Here is a 20,807-nt window from a genome sequence, read left to right as displayed (position 1 = left end):
ATGGTCACTCCTTTCCTTTAAGCTGCCTTATTTCTTCGCCTTGGCGCCGGCCTTACCGACCTTGCGGCGGATGTGCTCGCCCTCGTACTTGATACCCTTGCCCTTGTACGGTTCAGGCAGACGATAGCTGCGGATCTTTGCAGCGATGGCGCCGACAGCTTCCTTGTCGATGCCCGAAACGACGATGCTCGTCGCGCTGGGCGCGTCAAGCGTAATGCCTGCGGGCGGCTCGACAATGACGGGATGGGAAAAACCCAAGGAAAGGTTCAGATTCTTGCCCTGCTTCGAGGCACGGTAGCCGACGCCGTTGATTTCGAGCGTCTTCTTGAAGCCTTCCGTCACGCCGATGACCATGTTGTTGATGAGCGTGCGCGTAAGGCCGTGCAGGGAGCGGTGCTCCTTGTCGTCCGACGGGCGCGTGACCGTGAGGACATTGCCCTCGACCGCGATCTTCATGTCCGGATGAAGCTCGCGGAAAAGCTCGCCCTTCGGACCCTTTACTGTCACCTTGTTGACTTCCTCGATCTTGACGGTTACGCCAGCGGGAATCTCAATCGGTGCTCTGCCAATTCTCGACATCTTTTCACCTCCAGACGTTTACCAGACATAGGCGACGACTTCGCCGCCAAGGCCGGCCTTGCGGGCTTCCTTGTCACTCATGATCCCCTTCGACGTGGAGATGATGGCGATGCCGAGTCCGCCGAGGACGCGCGGCAGTTCATCGTGCTTCGCATAAGCGCGAAGACCGGGCTTCGAGATGCGCTTGATGCCCGTGATGACCTTCTCGCGTGCGGGGCCATACTTGAGAAAAACCGTCAGCATGCCCTGCTTCGAGTCTGCCGTGAAGGTGTAATCCTTGATGAAGCCCTCTTCCTTCAAGACCTCGGCAATTGCCTTCTTGATCTTGGAGGCGGGAATCTCCACCTTGGAGTGGTAGACGGAGTTCGCGTTGCGAACGCGCGTCAGCATATCTGCAATAGGATCAGTCATTACCATGGAACCGATATCCTCCCTTTCATACGTTTCGTAGTTTACCAGCTGGCTTTCGTCACGCCGGGAATGGCGCCGTTGTAGCTCTGCTCGCGGAAGCAGATGCGGCACATGTCGAACTTCCTCATGTAGCCATGCGGACGACCGCAGATCTTGCAGCGGTTGTGCTGGCGCACCTTGAACTTCGGCTGCTGGCTCCACTTTTCGATCATCGATTTCTTAGCCACAGTTCATACCTCCTTCTTCAAGCCTTGAAGGGCATGCCCATGAGCTTCAAGAGCTCGCGCGCCTCTTCGTCTTTTTCTGCTGTCGTGACGATGACGATGTTCATGCCGCGCAGCTTGTCAATCTTGTCGTACTCAATCTCGGGGAAGATGAGCTGCTCCTTGAGACCGACCGCATAATTGCCGCGGCCGTCAAAAGCCGTGCTGCTCACGCCGCGGAAGTCGCGGACGCGCGGCAGGGCGACGTTGATGAACTTGTCGAGGAACTGGTACATGCGCGTGCCGCGCAACGTGACCTTCGTGCCGATCGGCATGCCTTCCCTAAGCTTCCAGGCGGCAAGCGACTTCTTCGCGCGCGTCAGGATGGGCTTCTGTCCCGCAATGATCGTCAGATCGTTGACCGCAGAGTCAAGAGCCTTGGGATTGCCGACGGCTTCGCCGACGCCCATGTTGATGATGACCTTCTCGATCTTCGGAAGCTGCATGATGTTCTTGTAGCCGAACTTCTTCGTGAGCTCAGGCACAACTTCGTTCTTGTACTTTTCCTGTAATCTATCCAAACCGTGCTCCTCCTTCCTCAATTATTTCGTCTGGTCGATGACTTCGCCGCACTTCTTGCAGGCGCGAACCATCTTGCCGTTGACTTCCTTCTTGCCCGTGCGCGTTGCCTTCTTGCAGGCCGGGCATACGAGCATGACCTTGCAGGCGTTCAGAGGGGCTTCCTTCTGGATGATGCCGCCCTGCGGGTACTTCTGGCTCGGCTTCGTGTGGCGCTTCACCTTGTTCACGCCCTCGACGACGACCTTGCCCTTCTTCGGCAGAGCCTCGACGATCTTGCCCTCTTTGCCCTTGTCCTTGCCTGCGAGGACGACGACCGTGTCGCCTTTCTTTACGTGCAGTTTCACCTGTGACAAAATAGCGCCTCCTATCAAAGAACTTCAGGAGCCAAGGAAACGATCTTCATGAAATCCTTCTCGCGCAGCTCCCTGGCCACGGGGCCAAAAATACGGGTTCCTCTCGGCGTCTTGTCTTCCTTGATGAGCACGGCGGCGTTCTCGTCAAAGCGGATGTAAGAGCCGTCCCGACGACGGATGCCCTTGACGCTTCGAACGACGACAGCCTTGACGACATCGCCCTTCTTGACCGTGCCGCCGGGGGCCGCTGCCTTGACGGCAGCCACGATAACATCACCGATGTTGGCATACTTGCGGTACGAACCGCCAAGCACGCGGATGCACATGATCTCTTTCGCGCCCGTATTGTCGCCAACATTCAGCATGGTCTGCTGTTGAATCAATGTATGAACCTCCCTTTCGAGATCGTGGCGAAATTATTTCGCCCTCTCGACGATTTTCACGACTCTCCAGCGCTTGTGCTTCGAGAGCGGGCGGGTCTCCATCAGAGCCACCGTATCGCCGACATGCGCCTCGTTGTTCTCGTCGTGCGCCTGGAACTTCACCGTCTTCTTGACGGCCTTCTTATAGAGCTTGTGCTGCTCAATGTCGACAACGGCGACGACGACGGTCTTGTCCATCTTGTCGCTTACGACCTTGCCGACTCTCGTCTTGCGTTCATTTCTCTCGCTCATCAAAGAGCCTCCTTCCTCTGCATATCAATCAATTCTTCGCCAAGCAAACGTCCTGATTCTCAAGTTCGCGCTGCACCGTCTTGACGCGCGCGATCGACTTCTTGACTTCCTTGATACGCATCGGATTCTCCAGCTGGCCGGTAGCGTGCTGGAAACGGAGGTTAAACAGCTCCTGTTTGAGCGAAGCGAGCTTTTCAACAAGCTCCCCGGCATTCAAGTCGCGTATCTCATTAACCTTCATTTACTTCACCGCCCTCTGCTGCTTTCAGTGACTCCTCGCGCGTGACGAACTTCGTGCGGATCGGCAGCTTGTGGCCTGCAAGGCGCATGGCCTCCATGGCGACTTCCTTCGACACGCCGTCCATCTCGAAGAGCACACGACCGGGCTTGACGACGCACACCCAGTACTCGGGCGAGCCCTTGCCGCTGCCCATGCGGGTCTCGGCCGGCTTCGCCGTGACCGGCTTGTCGGGGAAAATCTTGATCCAGACCTTGCCGCCGCGCTTGATGTAGCGCGTCATGGCGATACGGGCGGCTTCGATCTGACGATTCGTGATCCAAGCCGGCTCCAGAGCCACAAGGCCGAACTCACCGTGGCTGACCGTGTTGCCGCGATGTGCCTTGCCCTTCATGCGTCCGCGAAACTGCTTGCGGTATTTGACTCTCTTCGGTAATAACATTAAGCTTCGCTCCCTTCAGCGGCAGCCCTCTTGGACTGCTTCTTCTCTGGAAGGATTTCGCCCTTGAAGATCCAGACCTTGACGCCGATGCGTCCGTACGTCGTGCGGGCTTCCGCCGTGCCGTAGTCGATGTCGGCTCGCAGCGTGTGCAGCGGAATGCTGCCCTCGCGATACGCCTCGCTTCGAGCGATTTCCGCGCCGCCCAAACGACCCGAAACCTTGACCTTGATGCCCTTGGCGCCGAGGCGCATCGTACGGCCGACCGACTGCTTCATGGCACGGCGGAACGCGATGCGGCGCTCAAGCTGCTGCGCGATGTTCTCGGCGACAAGCGTCGCGTCGAGATCAGGCTGACGAATCTCGGAGATGTTGATGTCGACCGTCTTTTCCGTCTTGCCCTTGAGGCCTTCCTTGATCTGCTCGATGCCCGAGCCGCCGCGGCCGATGACCATGCCGGGCTTCGCCGTATGGATCGTGAGCTTCAGACGGTTCTTCGAGCGCTCCGTCTCGATCTTCGAGACGCCGGCAGCGCCGAGGCTATCTTTCAAATACTTGCGGATCTTGATATCTTCATGCAGGTTGTCTGCAAAGTCCTTATCTGCGTACCATTTTGCATCCCAATCCTTGACGATGCCGATGCGGATGCCGTTCGGATTTACTTTCTGACCCAAACCTTTTCCCTCCTCCTCATCTTTCTTCCACGGCGACGGTAACGTGGGACGTGCGCTTCAAAATCTTGAACGCCTGCCCACGAGAACGCGGGTGGATGCGCTTGAGTGTCGGGCCCTGATCGACATAAGCCGTCTTGATGTAGAGCTTGTCGACATTCATGTCGAAGTTGTTCTCGGCATTGGAAACGGCGGATTTCAATACCTTCTCTATGACGTCCGCACCGATTTTCGGCGTGAACTTCAAGATTGCGAAAGCTTCGGCGATGTTCTTGCCACGGATGAGATCCATGACGACACGCACCTTGCGCGGCGCAATCCGTACATACTTGGCTGTAGCTTTTGCTTCCAAAGGGGAAATGCCTCCTTTCGCTCTTATCTCAGCGAAGTCTTGCGCTCTTCGCCGGCATGGCCTTTGAACGTGCGCGTCGGAGCGAACTCTCCGAGCTTGTGTCCGACCATATCTTCCGTCACATATACAGGAACGTGCTTGCGGCCGTCGTGCACGGCGATCGTGTGACCCACGAAATCCGGCAGGATCGTGGAACTCCTCGACCACGTCTTCACGACCTTCTTGTCGTTCGCCGCATTGAGCGCGTCAATTTTCTTCACGAGACTTTCTTGTACGAAAGGCCCCTTCTTGACTGATCTCGACAAAATATATCCTCCTTCCGCTCAGGCAGCCTGAGCTGCCTTCCCCCACGAATTACTTGCGGCCACGCACGATGAGCTTGTCCGACGCCTTCTTGCGGCGCGTCTTGGCGCCCATCGCGCACTTGCCCCACTTCGTGACCGGATGCTTGCGGCCGACCGGGCTGCGCCCCTCGCCGCCGCCGTGCGGATGGTCATTCGGGTTCATCGCTACGCCGCGGTTCTCCGGACGCTTGCCGAGCCAGCGGTTGCGCCCCGCCTTACCGATCGTGATATTCTCATGCTCGAGGTTGCCGACCTGGCCGATCGTCGCGCGGCAGTTGATGTGCACCTTGCGAAGCTCGCCCGAGGGAAGACGCAGGAGCGCGTAGTCGTTCTCCTTCGCCATGAGCTGCACGGCGCTGCCGGCGCTTCTTGCGAGCTGTGCGCCCTTGCCGATCTTCAGCTCGATGTTGTGGATCATCGTGCCGACAGGAATGTTCTTGATGGGAAGCGCGTTGCCGACCTTGATGTCAGCCTCTGCGCCCGACTCCACCTTGTCGCCGACCTTGAGGCCGTTCGGTGCGAGGATGTAGCGCTTCTCGCCGTCCGCGTAGTTCAGAAGAGCGATGCGTGCGCTGCGGTTCGGATCGTACTCGATCGTCGCGACGCGGGCGGGGATGCCGTCCTTCGTGCGCTTGAAGTCGATGATGCGGTAGCGGCGCTTGTGACCGCCGCCCTGATGGCGAACCGTCATGCGGCCCTGCTGATTGCGTCCGCCATGACTCTTGAGGCTCTCGACGAGGGATTTTTCCGGCTTGTCCGTCGTAATTTCGTCAAACGACGCGACCGTCATGAACCTGCGGCCTGCGGAATAAGGTTTGAAACTTTTGATTGCCACTTCTTTTTACCTCCTTTGCTCGATTTTATGCCTGGAAGAACTCGATCGTCTCGCCCGGAGCGAGCTTCACAATCGCCTTCTTGTAGTCCGAGCGCTTGCCGACGAAGCGACCCATGCGCTTCATCTTGCCGCTGACGTTGACCGTGTTCACGTTTGCGACCTTCACGTTGAAGACCTCAGCGACCGCCTTGGCGATCTCGATCTTGTTCGCTTTCTTGGCGACGACGAAGACATACTTGCCTTCCTCCATGAGCTGGGTGCTTTTCTCTGTGATCAGCGGGCGGATGAGGATATCGCGTGCGTCCATTATGCGAGCACCTCCTCAATCTTTTCTATCGCAGCCTTCGTGATGAAGAGCTTCGTGTGGTTCAGGATGTCGTAGACGTTGAGGCCCATCGTGTTGATCGCCTTGACGCCGGGGATGTTGCGCGAAGAAAGCTCGACGTTCTCGTTCTCATCGAGCGTGATGATAAGGCTCTTCGCATCGACACCGAAATCGCCGAGCATCTTGACGACGCTCTTCGTCTTCGGGGCATCGAACTGAAGGTCGTCGAGGACGATGAAATCACCGCTCGCCACCTTGTCCGAGAGCGCGCACTTGATCGCGAGGCGGCGCTGCTTCTTCGGCATGCGGAAAGCATACGAGCGCGGCTGCGGGCCGAAGACCGTGCCGCCGCCGACCCACAGCGGCGAGCGTGTCGAGCCGCTTCTCGCACGACCCGTGCCCTTCTGTCTCCACGGCTTCCTTCCGCCGCCCCTCACGAGGCCGCGCGTCTTCGTCGCATGCGTGCCGAGACGGCGCGATGCGAGCTGCATGACGACGGCCTGATGCACGAGACCGGCATTCATCTCCACGCCGAAGACGCTGTCATTCAATTCGATATCGCCAACCTGCTGGTTTGCGCTATTATAAACTGCTACTTTTGGCATAAGTTAGCAATCCTCCTTCCAGATTATTTTTCCGCCTTTTTCGGCTTGTCCGGCTTGACCGTGGCACGAACCACGACAAGACCCTTCTTCGGGCCCGGGATTGCGCCCTTGATGAGGATGAGGTTGCGCTCCGCGTCCACACGGACGACGGAAAGACGCTGCACCGTGACCCTCGCATGACCCATCTGGCCAGGAAGCTTCTTACCCTTCAAGACGCGGCCGCCATGACCGCTGATCATCGCGCCCGTCGAGCCGGGTTCTCTGTGCGACTTCGAACCGTGCCCCATGGGGCCGCGCGCGAAGTTGTGGCGCTTGATCGTACCAGCGAAACCTTTACCCTTCGAGGTGCCCGTCACATCGACGAGGTCGCCGGCAGCAAATATGTCAACGCCGATGGTGTCACCGACGTTATATTCCGAAGCATCAGTAAGACGCATCTCGCGGATGAAGCGCACAGGCGCGACTCCCGCCTTGGCGAAGTGACCTTTCAGAGGCTTCGTGACCCTCTTCTCCTTGACTTCGCCGAAGCCGATCTGGACAGCGTTGTAGCCGTCGTTCTCCACGGTCTTGTTCATGATGACAACATTGTTGCCTGACTCGACGACCGTGACAGGGACGACAGTGCCCTCTTCCGTAAAGATCTGCGTCATGCCAAGTTTTCTTCCCAAAATAGCTTTCGACATAAATTCCACCTCCCCTTACAGCTTGATCTCGATGTCCACCCCGGCCGGCAGGTCAAGGCGCATCAGTGCGTCCACCGTCTTGTTGGAAGGATCGAGGATGTCGATGAGGCGCTTGTGCGTGCGCATCTCGAACTGCTCGCGCGAATCCTTGTTGACGTGCGGGGAGCGCAGGATCGTGTAGATGTTCTTCTCCGTGGGGAGCGGAATCGGACCCGACACACGAGCACCCGTCCTCTTCGCGGTATCGACAATCTTAACCGCGCTCTGGTCGAGAGCCTTGTGATCGTAGGCCTTCAAACGAATACGGATTTTCTGCTGTTTCGACAATGTTTTTTCCTCCTTGTCGTCCGGACTCCATGGCCCAAACATTTCTCCGCAGCAGTTCCCTCGGCTCTGCCGAGCCATCTGCCGCGTCATCGCATGGGAGCAATAAGGAAGCGCTGAACTTGTCAGTGATTCCGGAAATGAGATAAATACACAAGGCCTTTATAAAGGGCTGCGAGACCGCAGCCCTTACAAAAGCCTTTATGGAATTAGCGTCTTAGCCCTCGATCTCCGTCACGCGGCCGGCGCCGACCGTATGGCCGCCCTCGCGGATCGCGAAGCGCAGGCCCTTCTCGATGGCGATCGGCGTGATGAGCTCAACTTCCATCTCGACATTATCGCCAGGCATGACCATCTCCGTGCCCTCGGGCAGGCGGACAACGCCCGTGACGTCCGTCGTGCGGAAGTAGAACTGAGGACGATAGTTCGTGAAGAACGGCGTATGACGACCGCCCTCTTCCTTCTTGAGGACGTAGACCTGAGCCTTGAACTTCGTGTGCGGGTTGATCGAGCCGGGCTTCGCGAGAACCTGGCCGCGGACGATGTCCTTGCGATCGACACCGCGCAAGAGAGCGCCGATGTTGTCGCCGGCGACAGCCGTGTCGAGCATCTTGCGGAACATCTCGATGCCCGTAACAACCGTCTGCTTCGTCTTATCTTCGAGACCGACGATCTCAACCGTATCGTTGAGCTTCAGCTCACCGCGCTCGACGCGGCCCGTTGCGACCGTGCCGCGGCCCGTGATCGTGAAGACGTCCTCAACCGGCATGAGGAAGGGCTTCTCCGTATCGCGCGTCGGCGTCGGAATGTACTCATCGACAGCATCCATGAGTTCGAGAATCTTCTTCTCCTGCTCCGCATCGTCCTCAAGAGCCTTGAGCGCAGAACCTGCAATGACCGGAATATCGTCGCCGGGGAACTCATAAGCCGTGAGGAGGTCGCGGACTTCCATCTCGACAAGCTCAAGAAGCTCAGGATCATCAACCTGGTCAACCTTGTTGAGGAAGACGACGATCGCCGGAACGCCGACCTGGCGAGCCAAGAGAATGTGTTCGCGCGTCTGCGGCATCGGGCCGTCGGCGGCGCTGACGACGAGGATCGCGCCGTCCATCTGAGCAGCGCCCGTGATCATGTTCTTGACGTAGTCGGCGTGGCCCGGGCAATCGACGTGCGCGTAATGACGCTTGTCCGTCTCGTACTCGACGTGCGCCGTGTTGATCGTGATGCCGCGCTCCCTCTCCTCCGGAGCCTTGTCGATGTCCGCGTAGTCCTCGAACTGCGCCATGCCCTTCTTGGACAGAACCTTCGTGATTGCTGCCGTCAGCGTCGTCTTGCCGTGATCGACGTGGCCGATCGTACCGATGTTGACATGCGGCTTGGTTCTCTCAAACTTCTGCTTTGCCATATTGTTTTTTCCTCCCTCGTTACTCGCCCTTGTTCTTGGCGATGATAGCCTCGGCTATATTCTTAGGAACTTCATCATAGTAAGAAACTTCCATGGAGTAGTTCCCTCGACCCTGTGTCTTGGAGCGCAGATCCGTCGAATATCCGAACATCTCGGACAGCGGAACGAACGCATTGATGACCTGAGCGCCGTTTCTCGCTTCCATGCCCTCGATGCGGCCACGGCGTGAATTGATGTCGCCCATGACATCGCCCATATACTCTTCCGGCACAATGACCTCGACCTTTACATAAGGCTCAAGGAGCACCGGATTCGCCTTCTCAGCGCCGTTTCTAAACGCCATCGAGCCGGCGATCTTGAACGCCATTTCCGAAGAGTCGACCTCGTGGTACGAACCGTCGTAGACCGTGACCTTGACGTCGACCATCGGATAGCCCGCGATGACACCGTTGTCCATAGCCTCGCGCACGCCGTTCTCGATCGGGTTGATGAACTCCTTCGGAATGACGCCGCCGACGATCTTGTTCTCGAATGTGAAGCCTTCACCCGGCTCCTGCGGCGTGAGCTCGAGCCAGCAATGGCCATACTGACCATGACCGCCCGACTGACGGACGAACTTGCCTTCCGCCTTCGCGGACTTGCGGATCGTCTCGCGGTACGCAACCTGCGGATTGCCGACGTTGCAGTCGACCTTGAATTCGCGCAGCATGCGGTCGACGATGATTTCCAAATGAAGTTCGCCCATGCCCGAGATGATCGTCTGACCCGTCTCCTGATCCGTGCGCACACGGAACGTCGGATCTTCTTCCGCCAGTTTCTGCAGGGCGATGCCCATCTTCTCCTGATCGTTCTTCGTCTTCGGCTCGACCGCGACCGAGATGACCGGGTCAGGGAACTCCATCGACTCAAGAATGATCGGCTTCGACTCGTCGCACAGCGTGTCGCCCGTCGTCGTGTCCTTCAAGCCGACGGCAGCAGCGATGTCGCCGCTGTAGACCGTATCCAACTCGGCACGGTGATTCGCGTGCATCTGCAGGATGCGGCCAATGCGTTCCTTCTTGCCCTTCGTCGAATTGAAGACATAAGAGCCAGAGGAAAGCGTACCCGAGTAGACGCGGAAGAACGCGAGCTTGCCGACGTAAGGATCGGCCATGATCTTGAACGCGAGCGCCGCAAAGGGGCCGTCGTCCGTCGAATCGCGATGATCCTCTTCGCCCGTATCAGGGTTGACACCCTTGATCGCGGGGATGTCGATCGGCGCGGGCATGAAGTCGACGATCGCATCGAGCATCGGCTGTACGCCGCGGTTGCGGTACGAAGAGCCGCACGTCACCGGCGTCATCTTGCAGGCGATCGTCGCCTTGCGGATGGCCTTACGGATCTCATCTTCCGAGATTTCCTCACCGCCGAGATACTTCTCCATGAGGTCGTCATCCTCTTCGGCGACGGCTTCGAGGAGCTTGTCGCGGTACTCGTCGGCCATATCCTTCATATCATCGGGAATCGCCACCTCATCGGCGACCTTTCCGAGGTCGTCCTCATAGATGATCGCTTCCATCTTGATGAGATCGACGATGCCGGAGAACGTATCCTCCGAGCCGATCGGCAGCTGGATTGCCACCGGATTTGCCTGCAGGCGCTCCTGCATCATCTTGATGACGTTGAAGAAGTCCGCGCCCGTGATGTCCATCTTGTTGACATAAGCCATGCGCGGGACATTGTACTTCTCCGCCTGACGCCAGACCGTCTCCGTCTGAGGCTCGACGCCGCCTCTGGCCGTCAGGACGGCAACAGCGCCATCGAGAACGCGCAGCGAGCGCTCCACCTCGACTGTGAAGTCAACGTGACCGGGCGTATCAATGATGTTGATGCGATGATTCTTCCAATGGCAGGTCGTCGCAGCCGACGTGATCGTAATGCCGCGCTCCTGCTCCTGTGCCATCCAGTCCATCGTGGCAGCGCCATCATGAACCTCACCGATCTTATGTGTAATGCCCGTATAGAAGAGGATACGCTCTGTCGTCGTTGTCTTTCCGGCATCGATGTGAGCCATGATGCCGATATTGCGAGTTTTTTCCAGAGAAAACTCTCTTGCCACTTATTATCGCTCCTTAACTAGTTGAGATACTGCTTGGGATTACCAACGATAATGAGCGAATGCCTTATTAGCCTCAGCCATCTTATGCGTATCTTCTTTTTTCTTGATCGCCGCGCCCGTATTGTTCGCTGCGTCCATGAGCTCGCCCGAAAGCCTCTCGTCCATGGTCTTCTCGCCGCGCAGTCTTGCGTAGTTCACAAGCCAGCGAATACCGAGCGTCATGCGGCGATCGGGACGAACCTCAACCGGCACCTGATAATTCGCACCACCGACACGGCGTGCGCGCACCTCGAGAACCGGCATGACATTCTTCAGAGCCGTCTCGAAGACCTCCAGAGGATCCTTGCCCGTCTTGGCGCGGATCGTCTCAAACGCATCGTAAACGACGCGCTCGGCAACGCTCTTCTTACCCGAGAGCATCACCTTGTTGATAAACTTTGTAACCGTCTTGGACTTGTATACCGGATCCGGCAACACGTCACGTCTGGGTACGGCACCTTTTCTTGGCATACTTACCCCTCCTGGCTATAATCTCTTCTCAGAAAAAGCGTCTCACTTCTTCTTCGCGCGCTTCGCGCCGTACTTCGACCTCGCCTGACCGCGATCCTGAACACCTGCCGTATCCAGCGAACCACGGATGATGTGGTAGCGAACACCAGGCAGATCCTTGACGCGGCCGCCGCGGATCAAGACAACGCTATGCTCCTGCAGATTATGGCCAATACCGGGAATGTATGCCGTCACCTCGATGCTGTTCGTCAAGCGAACACGGGCGACCTTGCGGAGAGCCGAGTTCGGCTTCTTCGGGGTCGTCGTGTAAACCCTCGTGCAGACGCCGCGCTTCTGCGGGCAATTCTTCAGTGCCGGTGCATTCGATTTCTCCTGCATGCTCTTGCGGCTCTTGCGAACCAGCTGATTGATTGTAGGCATTTGATGCACCTCCTTCCTTCATATTGAGAATTTATTATTTATAATTACTCCGCCGCAGCTCTTTGAGCCGCTCGCCTTGCGGCAGGCGAAGCATTTACCGACCTGAGGCATCGCTCTCGAGGAACCACTGATAAATTCAGCCACCCATCTTCACACATCTGCACTGTCCTCTCGTCGTCGACAAATCCTCGACGTAGCACAGCTACGCCTGCGGTTTGTCTCCTCGATAGATACAGAGCATCTGTGCAAATCTGGGGGACTTTATTTTATCATCGTTTCCTTCAGTACGGCTGCCGCAGCGGCGCCGACCTCGATGGAGCAAGCCTTTCCAAGCTCCTGCATCGTGGGGACATGCACGACTTGCACGCCGATCTCACTCGCGAGATCGAGAAGCGGCTGCGTCACGCGTTCATCCGCATCGTCCGCCAAAAAAACGGCATCCGCACGGCTCTTCTGCACGGCCTTCGTGACCTGCTTGACCCCGATGACCCGCTCCGCGTCCCTCAGCGATTTCAACGTCATGCAGCTTCCCTCCCAACGCACGATTCCTGCTCAGTGTCAGGCACCTATATATATTAACAAAAGGGAAAAACTATGTCAACACTTTATTTTATCGCTGTTTCCATGTACACTGCGCCTTGTGTGTCGCATATAAGAAATAGGGACGCCTTCCTCCATCAGAGCATAGACCAGCGGCATCGTCATATGCGCCTGCTTCGTGACCATAACGATAGGGAACCACTGATAAATTCAGCCGCCCATCTTCACACATCTACGCTGTCCTCTCGTCGTCGACAAATCCTCGACGTAGCTCTGCTACGCCTGCGGTTTGTCTCCTTGCTGAGCCGTCCAAGAGCCAAGTCCGAAGGACGCAGGTGATTGGGCAACGGCTCGTATGCGAAAACGTCCCAAGAATGCAAGCACGAAGTGCGCCGCATGATTGGCTGACGTTGACCGCCATAGGCACAGCGCATCTGTGCAAATCTGGGCAACTTCATTTTATCAGCGTTTCCCTAAAAATGCGCGAAATCGGCTGACTCGCGATCTTCTCATTCTTGCGATAAAGAAGCAGCCTGCCATGGTCTTTGATTGCTTTCGTATCCTTCGACATCATATAAATAACACACATTGCTATCCCTCCTCAAAAAGAATCTTCCAACAACTCCATTATGCCATAAAAAAAGCGCGCGTTTGAAAAAACGCGCTAAAAATAAAAAAAATACCGCAAGCGGTATGGATTGCATGCAATTCAAGTTCAATTTCAGGGTCGATTTCAATGTGGAGTTTCAATACCGCAAGCGGTATGGATTGCATGCAATAATTGGTGTTTCAAGCATTGGGGTATCTTCGTAATGTTTCAATACCGCAAGCGGTATGGATTGCATGCAATGATGGACGATTCGTCTCTCTGAGGATGTTACTGAAGTGTTTCAATACCGCAAGCGGTATAGATTGCATGCAATGCCGTTACTACGAGCGCAAGCCCCGCAAGGGGAAGTTTCAATACCGCAAGCGGTATAGATTGCATGCAATGCCGTTACTACGAGCACAAGCCCCGCAAGGGGAAGTTTCAATACCGCAAGCGGTATGGATTGCATGCAATTGCTGGAAAACGTCAGCCCTGCGGACGTCGACTTGTTTCAATACCGCAAGCGGTATGGATTGCATGCAATATGTTCGTAAACTGCTGTGTGAGAGCGCAGTTGCTGTTTCAATACCGCAAGCGGTATGGATTGCATGCAATGCCCACGAAGACGGATCTTTGGAGATGGAGGGGAACGTTTCAATACCGCAAGCGGTATGGATTGCATGCAATAGGCAGAACGATAACTCGGTATCGCTTTTTGTGGGGTTTCAATACCGCAAGCGGTATGGATTGCATGCAATTCGTGTATATCAACCTCACCCCTCATGACCTCGCCATCGTGTTTCAATACCGCAAGCGGTATGGATTGCATGCAATCTCGTCGGTTCTTGAGGCAACGATATTAATGCAGCGTTTCAATACCGCAAGCGGTATGGATTGCATGCAATTTTGGCGCTACGGTTCAGTCCGAAGCGTTCAGCGGTTTCAATACCGCAAGCGGTATGGATTGCATGCAATACTGTCTCCCAGAACCCTTGAAAACAGTGAACCCAAAAGGTGGTTTTCTAGTACGCCCTCCCTTTTGCACTTTTCCCCAAACCTCAGGGAATTTTTTTGTCGCAAAAAGTGGCTTAAAATGGGTGCGAAGCCAGCTATATCAAGGAAACTTTTGTCCACGAAAAAAATCTAAAACTCATGGAATCTTTTCGCAAATCTCGGACTTCACTGTAACGAAGTATAGCATGAAATTGAAATGCTGTCAATGGCCTAAGAAATTCCTTCCTCCGCAAACGGCAAAAGCGGGAAGACTCATAGAGAGCGTTCCCGCTTTTGCTGCCGCTCTTACAGCGTCGCCTACAGCCTCTTCTTTAGTTCCGCCTGCGGTATGCCGATCATCTCAAGAGCCGATACAGCGCCCGCGTCTCGCCGAATCCCTGTCCTGTGAGTCTGCCGACGCCGGAGAAGTTGGCGAATTGGGCGAGGAGAAGGAGTGCGTGCTGCTCTTCTTCATTCAAAGCCGTGACATCGTAGCTAAACCTGCCCGAGAACGCTAGCATGCCGCGGTCGCCGCCGAAGTAGACGCGGCGCGAGCTGCCGTGCCATTCTGCCAGAAGCGCCCTCGCCGCCGCCTCGCGAACCCAGGCGCGATCCATCTCCACGGGCATGACGGCTTGCTGCCACTTGTCGGCAAGCGACGAAAAGATGAAGACGGGATCAGGCGTCGGATAGTCCTTATCGTCGCGGCGAAAGGCGACGGGCGAGAGGAAGCGCAGACGAAGTTCCGCGATGCGCCCTGCGCCAAGCGCCGCGCCGACAAGCTCCATCTCATCGACGACGCCCGAATCCTCTGTGCCATCCGCCTTGACTTTCTCGACGCGAAGCGGCAAATTCCCCGCTTGCAGAACCTCGCCCGTGCGAACATGGAGCGCCGCCTGCAATACGTCCTCCCGAAGCGCCGTGACGCGCCAGCTCAGGCTCTCGCCCCTGGTAACCACACGATAGCCGCCCTCGTCTTTTTCCTGCCGCCACTTGAGGAGCGACACGGTGAACGGCTTTACGTTAAGCGTCTCATGGACATAGGTGGAAAGCTCCGCCGAATATCCTTCCATAATCTTGAAGAACAGCCCATGCAGCCAACGTCCGTGAAAAACTGGCACACGGGCAGTATCTTCTGCCCGCAGCCGATAGACAACAGCACCGATCATTTGCCTATCCCTTCATCATATACCTCATGCGCCGTCGGCAAGACCCAACGATTGCGGAATTGGTTTTTCTCTGCGTCGGAAACTTCGTCACGATCAGAAGAATCCCTGTCGCCCAAGGTCATCTGCCGCGTCCTTGCCGCCCAGTCCTTCTGCTCTACAGCCTTCCAATCGAGAAGATCGAGCAGAGCTTGCTGTGACAATTCATAGCGCGCCCGCTCCGTTTTGCCGAGCTGTGCGATGACATCATCAAAGGCTTTCAGATATGCTTCCATCGAAGTTTCTTTTTCCGCCTTGTTCCAGTCGCCGTCCGCCGCAAAAAGCTGCTCATAGCCATGCACTTCGTCCACGAGGACGAGCTTCGCATCGATGCGCACGCTGCCGAGCCCGATGCCCTTGCCCTGGCCAATCTTGAAGCAAAGCTTGCGATCTTTTGCCGCGAGCGAAAAGACCTTGAGCAATGCGCCAAGCTCCACTTCGCTTAGGTTCTTGAAGCGTATTCTACCCTCGAACACATTGCCCGCCTTCAAGGGGCGCAGTTTGCGGTCGACATTTTCCTTCACGACACCGTTTTTTTGCCAGCGAAAACCCGGCTTCTGATGCCAATACAGCTTATAGCCGCGAATCGCGGCATTTTCCGTGCCCCAGTGATTGAGATTCTTTCCATCTTCTTGCTCCATGTAGAGCTGGAACGACGTGGGTTTCGGCTCGCCCAAGGTTTTCGAGTAATGCTGCCCTTCAAATCCCTTGCTTTCTTTGAGCACGGCATCCTCAAAGAACAAACGGCTGCCCCAAAGCTCCGTGCGACCAAAAAGAGCATCCGCATAATCAACGGCTTTCGACTGAAGGATCTCGGGAATATGCCCTGCCTCACCAAGCCGATAAGGGTAGCAAATACGATAGAACTGCCCAAACCCGAAATGTTTCACCGTGCCATTTTCATTCTTGTAAAAGCAAGGCACAACGAAATCATAGCGATCATCTCCCGTAAAGTTCCTTGCCTCCTCATTCTTGCGCGCCAGCTTGAACAAATCCAAGACATCGCTGCGCAAAAGATCTTCTTTGTATTGCGCTATAACCTCCGGCGTGACAAGCACACGGTCATTCCAGTCTGGATTGAAATGCACGGTATAGCGCTTCTTGGAAAACATCGCGCCGGTAAAGCAGGGAAGTTCTCCCGTCCTTTCGTACGTTTCCCAAAGAATCTTTCCTGCATTGTGCTTAAGAAAACCTTTATCTTCGACCTTCTTATGGCGATATTCGGCACGGCACATGTAATGGTTTCCATCTTGGCTGTCATGGACGAGAAACGCTGCTTCTGCCTTCGTTATGCTGATCCGCTCGCCATCTTCATCCGTATCAGTCCTTTCGAGCAATTCTTCATCATAGAGTTTCGTGAGACTGTTCTTTTTCGCAGCTACAGTGCGAAAATAGAGTCTCCGATTGTCGACATCGAAATCTTGTCGCTGACCGCCCACAACATCGGATTTCATCATGCGCATCGCGCCGCAGGTCACGATCTTGAAGATGTTCTTGACCATGCCGCGAAGCGTGCTGCCCGGCAGGACGGGTTTGCCGACAGGGGCGAAGAACGCGCCTTCCTTGTCGCCCGTGCCGATGAAGACAGGCGTCATCGTGCGGCAGCTCAGCTCAATATAGCCGCTGAGCCTGCCATGTTCCTTCACATATCTCTTGTAGTTTTCCTGCCGTTCTGCATCATTCTTCGCACCGCCGTCGATGGGCGAACGGATGACCGTCGCTGGCAGCGGCACGAAGTTGTACGATGCCGTGGCTTTTTCATCTCGCATTGCCATCTTCCATACCTCCTTCCACATCCGCCGCCGCTATGCGCACGTAGCGATAGTCCGCATAGCCGGCCTGCCCCGTCGCCTCGTAGCCGATATAGCTGCGCGTCACCAAGCCGTAGTATTTCGCGCGCTCTTCGGCCTGCGGCAAAATCTGCTTGAGCTTTCGCGCTGCATCTTCGAGCTTCATATAGCCTTCGGGCGCATCCGCTGCCTCTACTCTCTCGCCCCAGAAGCGTGAGATGCTGTCAACGTATTCCGTCGCCTCGCCCGCGCCGTCCTTGCGCCAACGCCCGAGCCACATGTCGCCGCTCTTCTTCAAATGAAGCTCTTCTTCCTCGTTGAATACGCGCAGTTCCAGCCACAGGCTGCACTTCTTCGCCGCATCGCCTGCCAGCTTGAGCGAGCCGTTCTGCCAGCGTCCCCAAGTGATGCCGTGCACCTGCCAGACGACGACATTCGCTTCCTTCATGCCGAGCGTTTCGAGCTTTTCGCAGAGGGCGGTTTCATTCCTCTCGAGACTTACGGCGAGCCTCTCTGAGCTTCCCTGCTGTATGCACATCTGATCTTCCAATGCCAGTTCGATGCTCATAGAGCTTTCGCCTCCCTCTTTTTCAGCAGGGCTTCGACGAATCCCTGCAATTTCCGCCGCTCTTCATCCGTCAAGGCGCCGGGCGTCGCATCCCAGGAAATTTTCTCACCATGATAATGCAGGACGGCGCCTCTTCCCTCAAGCACACCGCGGCCGATGCCCTTCTCGCCGCCGAGCGCCAGTCTGCCGAGTGACAATTCCTTGAGCAAAAGGAGCAGAAGGCCGATCTGCCAGGCGCGCTCCTCTTCCTTCGGCTCATGCAGGACAAGGCGCATGGAAAGCACCGCGCGCTCTTTTTCTGTCTGCCATACAGGAGCCTCTGTGAAGAGGCTCGTAGGAATCTTGCCGCCCGTGAAGCGGTCGATCCGCACGCGTGTCTGCAGTCTTGCTGCAACACCGTCTTCCAGACGCACTTCCGAAACGAGCAGGCGGCTCTTCCACTTTTCCTCCGGCTTCTCCTTGATGCGATCGAGCGACGGCCCCATCATGCGGTCGAGCAGTGTGCTGTCGATATCGAGCTTTCGCAGGATCTCTGCCGCACGATGGCGCAGCGCCCCCTTGATGCTCGCGCCGGGAATCAGCCAATGATCGTTTTCGCGCAGCATGAGCGCCTGCACGGACGTCCCCTTATCATCCATGCGCTCTGCCGTCTTCACCTCCATAGCACGCGCATAGTCGCGCACGAGAAGCGAGCTTTTCAAGGCGAACTTCGCTTCGAGCACGCAGTCATCCTTGGCATAGAAGCCCTTCTGCCGTTCGTATACTTCCGGCTCGACGAGAGCTTCGCTCTTTCCCTCTGAGCCAAGCCAAGCTCTGACGTGAGCGGGATTTTTGAAATCATAGCGGCGAACCTGCAAATCCCTCACATACACTTCGCCAAAGCCCTTAGCCGTATGTGCGCCCAAGGAGAACCCTGCAGCGAGTCTATGCGCCAAGAGGTCAACCGCCTCCTTCATAGCGTCCCCGTACCTCTCATGGATGCCGCGCTGCGTGATCTCGGCGAAGAACTTCCCCGTCGCGCCGCTGCCCACCGCCTCGTAGTCGAACTTATGATGCTCGATTGCCGTGCCCGTGATCTCGTCGAGGCTCACGCCGTCGCGCACGACGATTTCCACGTTGTTCAGCTTGACGTCGTCGATGCGGATGGAGCTTTGCCAAGCCGCATTATGCTGTCTTTCATACGCGGCTTCTGTGCCAAAAAGCAGACGCATGCCGAGCGCATTTTCCGCTGTCATGAACTCTCGCAGCGCCCCGGCGAGCGATGTGCCGGGGATGAACGGCTGTCCTGCTTTTGTCTTCAGCACCTCGGTATCGATCTCATTGCCTGCACCGCTGCCGCCCGCACCGATGAGGAGCGGCGCATCGAGGACGAGCGTGCCTTTGAGGATGACCTTGCTCTTGATACTCTCTTCGCTCATCGCCATCACTCCTCGCCTCCTTTTCCTGCCGCTGCCTTTCTCGCGAAGCGGAAGAAATTGTGCCAATACGCATAGAAGAGCGCGTCCTGCGCCGTGCCGCTCGTCAGGAAGTCCGGCTCGCCTACATCTTCCAGGAATGCCTCGAGATCTTCGCCCAGCTCTTTTTTCCAACGACGTTCCTTGTTGTACGGCATATCGGCGAGATTCGCCTTCATCAAAAGTTCCTCCAAGGAGCGCCCGTTGAACTTGATCGCCTCTAGATTCCTGGCAAAGGGCGTCGACGCATTGCTTTTCTGACTGCGGATTTCCTCGCGCAATGCTCCCTGCATGTTTGCCCGTCCACGCATCCACATCGAATCGAGTCGTGCGAAAAAGTGCGATACCCCTTTACCCCCCGTGAGCTTCTGCACATCTTCCGCCGCATAGACGACCATCTTCCGCTGCGCCGCGCAGAGGAGGAGTTCTTTCGCCCGCCTGCGCACCTCGGGCGACTTGACTGCACGCCGTTCCTTTTGCTGCATCCTCTTCGCGAGAGAAAGCGGCTGCAGATGCCAGAGGCGAAGCTGACCAAAGCCCTCTTCCGTGCGTACGCCGACGCCATCGTACAGCAGTCTTTGCAGTCGCTCCTTGTCGCTCTCTGTCCACGCGCTCTCCTTCTCTACGGCAAAGACGCTTCCTGCCGCGAGGGCAACGGCGCGCGGGCGCTTCATGCCCCAGATGCCTACGAAGTTGTCCACCTCGACAAAATCGGCAAAGACCGTGTTTTCCACATCTCCCTGTGCTGCACTCCGCTTTGGATCGTAGGCGTGAAGGGAAAACTCTCCCGCAGTGCCCTCGTTGAGGCGGTCAACGATCTGCTGCAGAGCCACAGCAGCGCTCGACAGGAGGTCATCCGCCGCGAGAAGCGGCGTCTCTAGACGCAGATTGATGCGATTGTCTGCATCCGGCTCGACGCTTTCAGGCATGAATTCCACCGGCTCAAGCTGTACGCGGCAGGCGCCGTATTGCGCATGGCGCGCACGCCCCGCCTGCGCCGTCCATGAAGCCGTTCCCAAGGCGTCCATGAAGCTTTCCAACGCCGCATCCTCACCGAAGACTTCGCCTTCGAAGCGCACGCCTTTCTCTACAGCTTCATAGTTGTAGATCGCGCCGTCGCGCGAACGTCCCGCAAGACGCTCCAAGGACGAGCTTCCCCTCTCCTTGCCCTGCCGTTCCTTGACGTTACTGCGGCTCATGTGCAGCGATATGTTCTTTGCGACATCCACCTTCTCGATGCCGCCGTCTTCGATCACGGCAAAGCCGCGCAATGTCTTGTACCCTGCCTCGGGAGCATCTGCGAGCAAGTCCTTGACCGCCTCTCCGTCCTTGAGGCGCTGCACCGAAGCGGGTACAAAGGAGGCGCGCTTTCCATCCAACGCACGCACGGGATAGGCGGCGACGAAGCGCAGTTTGTCGAAGAAGAGTCCGAGAAAATCCTCGTCCTCCTGCGCCTGACTGCCAAGATTCTTCGCTTCAATGTAGCGCTCGGCCAGCATACCGCGCACGAGCGTGCCGCTGAAGAAATCGTGCGACGACGTCATGACGGTCGTATTGGTGCGCGTCGCCAGCACGATCGGCGAAAGGGTCTCTATTTTTACACGGATCTTTTTCATC

At 56.7% G+C, this 20,807-nt stretch carries 28 protein-coding genes and 1 CRISPR repeat array; all 28 genes read right to left on the bottom strand.

Features of this window, described 5'->3' with window-relative positions; genetic code table 11:
• Positions 1 to 27: 27 nt before the first annotated feature.
• Positions 28 to 579: a 50S ribosomal protein L6 gene (gene rplF, locus QZ177_RS05010; protein ID WP_294175712.1), complete on the bottom strand. Its 552-nt coding sequence runs from the start codon at positions 577 to 579 to the stop codon at positions 28 to 30.
• A gap of 18 nt (positions 580 to 597) precedes the next feature.
• Complete coding sequence (rpsH, locus tag QZ177_RS05005) at positions 598 to 996, bottom strand: 30S ribosomal protein S8 (protein WP_009645148.1); 399 nt, start codon at positions 994 to 996, stop codon at positions 598 to 600.
• Positions 997 to 1,031: 35 nt separating this feature from the next.
• Positions 1,032 to 1,217 (bottom strand): type Z 30S ribosomal protein S14, encoded by a 186-nt coding sequence (locus tag QZ177_RS05000; protein WP_009645105.1) that lies wholly within the window; start codon positions 1,215 to 1,217, stop codon positions 1,032 to 1,034.
• Positions 1,218 to 1,234: 17 nt separating this feature from the next.
• Positions 1,235 to 1,774 (bottom strand): 50S ribosomal protein L5, encoded by a 540-nt coding sequence (gene rplE / locus QZ177_RS04995; protein WP_009645131.1) that lies wholly within the window; start codon positions 1,772 to 1,774, stop codon positions 1,235 to 1,237.
• A 21-nt stretch (positions 1,775 to 1,795) separates the two neighbouring features.
• Entirely contained in the window at positions 1,796 to 2,128 is a 333-nt protein-coding gene (gene rplX, locus QZ177_RS04990) for a 50S ribosomal protein L24 (protein WP_009645091.1), read from the bottom strand.
• A gap of 14 nt (positions 2,129 to 2,142) precedes the next feature.
• Positions 2,143 to 2,511: a 50S ribosomal protein L14 gene (gene rplN / locus QZ177_RS04985; RefSeq protein ID WP_009645106.1), complete on the bottom strand. Its 369-nt coding sequence runs from the start codon at positions 2,509 to 2,511 to the stop codon at positions 2,143 to 2,145.
• 33 nt (positions 2,512 to 2,544) lie between these two features.
• Positions 2,545 to 2,802, bottom strand: coding sequence for a 30S ribosomal protein S17 (rpsQ, locus tag QZ177_RS04980; protein ID WP_006191734.1), 258 nt, complete (start codon positions 2,800 to 2,802; stop codon positions 2,545 to 2,547).
• Between the two features lie 28 nt (positions 2,803 to 2,830).
• Positions 2,831 to 3,043, bottom strand: coding sequence for a 50S ribosomal protein L29 (rpmC, locus tag QZ177_RS04975; protein WP_006191731.1), 213 nt, complete (start codon positions 3,041 to 3,043; stop codon positions 2,831 to 2,833).
• The gene (gene rplP, locus QZ177_RS04970) at positions 3,033 to 3,482 is read right to left on the bottom strand and encodes a 50S ribosomal protein L16 (RefSeq protein WP_009645139.1); all 450 of its coding nucleotides are present in this window, start codon (positions 3,480 to 3,482) and stop codon (positions 3,033 to 3,035) included. The genes rpmC and rplP overlap by 11 nt, the downstream gene beginning before the upstream one ends.
• On the bottom strand, positions 3,482 to 4,153 hold the full coding sequence (gene rpsC, locus QZ177_RS04965) for a 30S ribosomal protein S3 (RefSeq protein ID WP_006191728.1): 672 nt from the start codon (positions 4,151 to 4,153) through the stop codon (positions 3,482 to 3,484). Before rpsC ends, rplP begins: the two co-directional genes overlap by 1 nt.
• A 16-nt stretch (positions 4,154 to 4,169) precedes the next feature.
• Positions 4,170 to 4,502 (bottom strand): 50S ribosomal protein L22, encoded by a 333-nt coding sequence (rplV, locus tag QZ177_RS04960; RefSeq protein ID WP_009645138.1) that lies wholly within the window; start codon positions 4,500 to 4,502, stop codon positions 4,170 to 4,172.
• Between the two features lie 23 nt (positions 4,503 to 4,525).
• Positions 4,526 to 4,807: a 30S ribosomal protein S19 gene (gene rpsS / locus QZ177_RS04955; RefSeq protein ID WP_009645084.1), complete on the bottom strand. Its 282-nt coding sequence runs from the start codon at positions 4,805 to 4,807 to the stop codon at positions 4,526 to 4,528.
• A 49-nt stretch (positions 4,808 to 4,856) separates the two neighbouring features.
• Positions 4,857 to 5,681, bottom strand: a complete 825-nt coding sequence (gene rplB / locus QZ177_RS04950; protein WP_009645099.1) for a 50S ribosomal protein L2 — start codon at positions 5,679 to 5,681, stop codon at positions 4,857 to 4,859.
• A gap of 25 nt (positions 5,682 to 5,706) precedes the next feature.
• Complete coding sequence (gene rplW / locus QZ177_RS04945; RefSeq protein ID WP_009645115.1) at positions 5,707 to 5,988, bottom strand: 50S ribosomal protein L23; 282 nt, start codon at positions 5,986 to 5,988, stop codon at positions 5,707 to 5,709.
• Complete coding sequence (rplD, locus tag QZ177_RS04940) at positions 5,988 to 6,611, bottom strand: 50S ribosomal protein L4 (RefSeq protein ID WP_006191719.1); 624 nt, start codon at positions 6,609 to 6,611, stop codon at positions 5,988 to 5,990. Before rplD ends, rplW begins: the two co-directional genes overlap by 1 nt.
• A gap of 23 nt (positions 6,612 to 6,634) precedes the next feature.
• A complete protein-coding gene (gene rplC, locus QZ177_RS04935; protein ID WP_006191718.1) occupies positions 6,635 to 7,294 on the bottom strand; it encodes a 50S ribosomal protein L3 in 660 nt (219 codons plus the stop codon).
• Positions 7,295 to 7,309: 15 nt separating this feature from the next.
• Positions 7,310 to 7,663, bottom strand: coding sequence for a 30S ribosomal protein S10 (gene rpsJ, locus QZ177_RS04930; RefSeq protein ID WP_006191717.1), 354 nt, complete (start codon positions 7,661 to 7,663; stop codon positions 7,310 to 7,312).
• 172 nt (positions 7,664 to 7,835) lie between these two features.
• Positions 7,836 to 9,023 (bottom strand): elongation factor Tu, encoded by a 1,188-nt coding sequence (tuf, locus tag QZ177_RS04925; RefSeq protein WP_009645155.1) that lies wholly within the window; start codon positions 9,021 to 9,023, stop codon positions 7,836 to 7,838.
• 19 nt (positions 9,024 to 9,042) lie between these two features.
• Entirely contained in the window at positions 9,043 to 11,121 is a 2,079-nt protein-coding gene (fusA, locus tag QZ177_RS04920) for an elongation factor G (protein WP_009645153.1), read from the bottom strand.
• A 39-nt stretch (positions 11,122 to 11,160) separates the two neighbouring features.
• On the bottom strand, positions 11,161 to 11,631 hold the full coding sequence (rpsG, locus tag QZ177_RS04915; protein ID WP_006191712.1) for a 30S ribosomal protein S7: 471 nt from the start codon (positions 11,629 to 11,631) through the stop codon (positions 11,161 to 11,163).
• A gap of 42 nt (positions 11,632 to 11,673) precedes the next feature.
• Entirely contained in the window at positions 11,674 to 12,051 is a 378-nt protein-coding gene (rpsL, locus tag QZ177_RS04910; RefSeq protein ID WP_006191709.1) for a 30S ribosomal protein S12, read from the bottom strand.
• Positions 12,052 to 12,312: 261 nt separating this feature from the next.
• Entirely contained in the window at positions 12,313 to 12,573 is a 261-nt protein-coding gene (locus QZ177_RS04905) for a ribosomal L7Ae/L30e/S12e/Gadd45 family protein (RefSeq protein WP_009645066.1), read from the bottom strand.
• A 472-nt stretch (positions 12,574 to 13,045) separates the two neighbouring features.
• Complete coding sequence (locus QZ177_RS04900; RefSeq protein WP_009645144.1) at positions 13,046 to 13,180, bottom strand: hypothetical protein; 135 nt, start codon at positions 13,178 to 13,180, stop codon at positions 13,046 to 13,048.
• An 84-nt stretch (positions 13,181 to 13,264) separates the two neighbouring features.
• A CRISPR array of direct repeats spans positions 13,265 to 14,155; the repeat unit is 36 nt; unit sequence GTTTCAATACCGCAAGCGGTATGGATTGCATGCAAT.
• Between the two features lie 374 nt (positions 14,156 to 14,529).
• Positions 14,530 to 15,342, bottom strand: coding sequence for a CRISPR-associated endoribonuclease Cas6 (cas6, locus tag QZ177_RS04895; protein ID WP_294175707.1), 813 nt, complete (start codon positions 15,340 to 15,342; stop codon positions 14,530 to 14,532).
• Positions 15,339 to 17,153 (bottom strand): TIGR03986 family CRISPR-associated RAMP protein, encoded by a 1,815-nt coding sequence (locus tag QZ177_RS04890; protein WP_294175706.1) that lies wholly within the window; start codon positions 17,151 to 17,153, stop codon positions 15,339 to 15,341. The genes cas6 and QZ177_RS04890 overlap by 4 nt, the downstream gene beginning before the upstream one ends.
• The gene (csx19, locus tag QZ177_RS04885) at positions 17,137 to 17,736 is read right to left on the bottom strand and encodes a CRISPR-associated protein Csx19 (RefSeq protein ID WP_294175705.1); all 600 of its coding nucleotides are present in this window, start codon (positions 17,734 to 17,736) and stop codon (positions 17,137 to 17,139) included. Before csx19 ends, QZ177_RS04890 begins: the two co-directional genes overlap by 17 nt.
• Positions 17,733 to 19,160, bottom strand: coding sequence for an RAMP superfamily CRISPR-associated protein (locus QZ177_RS04880; protein WP_294175704.1), 1,428 nt, complete (start codon positions 19,158 to 19,160; stop codon positions 17,733 to 17,735). Before QZ177_RS04880 ends, csx19 begins: the two co-directional genes overlap by 4 nt.
• Positions 19,160 to 20,806: a hypothetical protein gene (locus QZ177_RS04875; protein WP_294175703.1), complete on the bottom strand. Its 1,647-nt coding sequence runs from the start codon at positions 20,804 to 20,806 to the stop codon at positions 19,160 to 19,162. The genes QZ177_RS04880 and QZ177_RS04875 overlap by 1 nt, the downstream gene beginning before the upstream one ends.
• Position 20,807: the final 1 nt, after the last annotated feature.

The organism is uncultured Selenomonas sp., assembly GCA_905372355.1.
Lineage (GTDB): Bacteria > Bacillota > Negativicutes > Selenomonadales > Selenomonadaceae > Selenomonas.
Note: the sequence above shows the minus strand (reverse complement) of the source record. Positions and strands in the feature narration are given on the sequence as shown.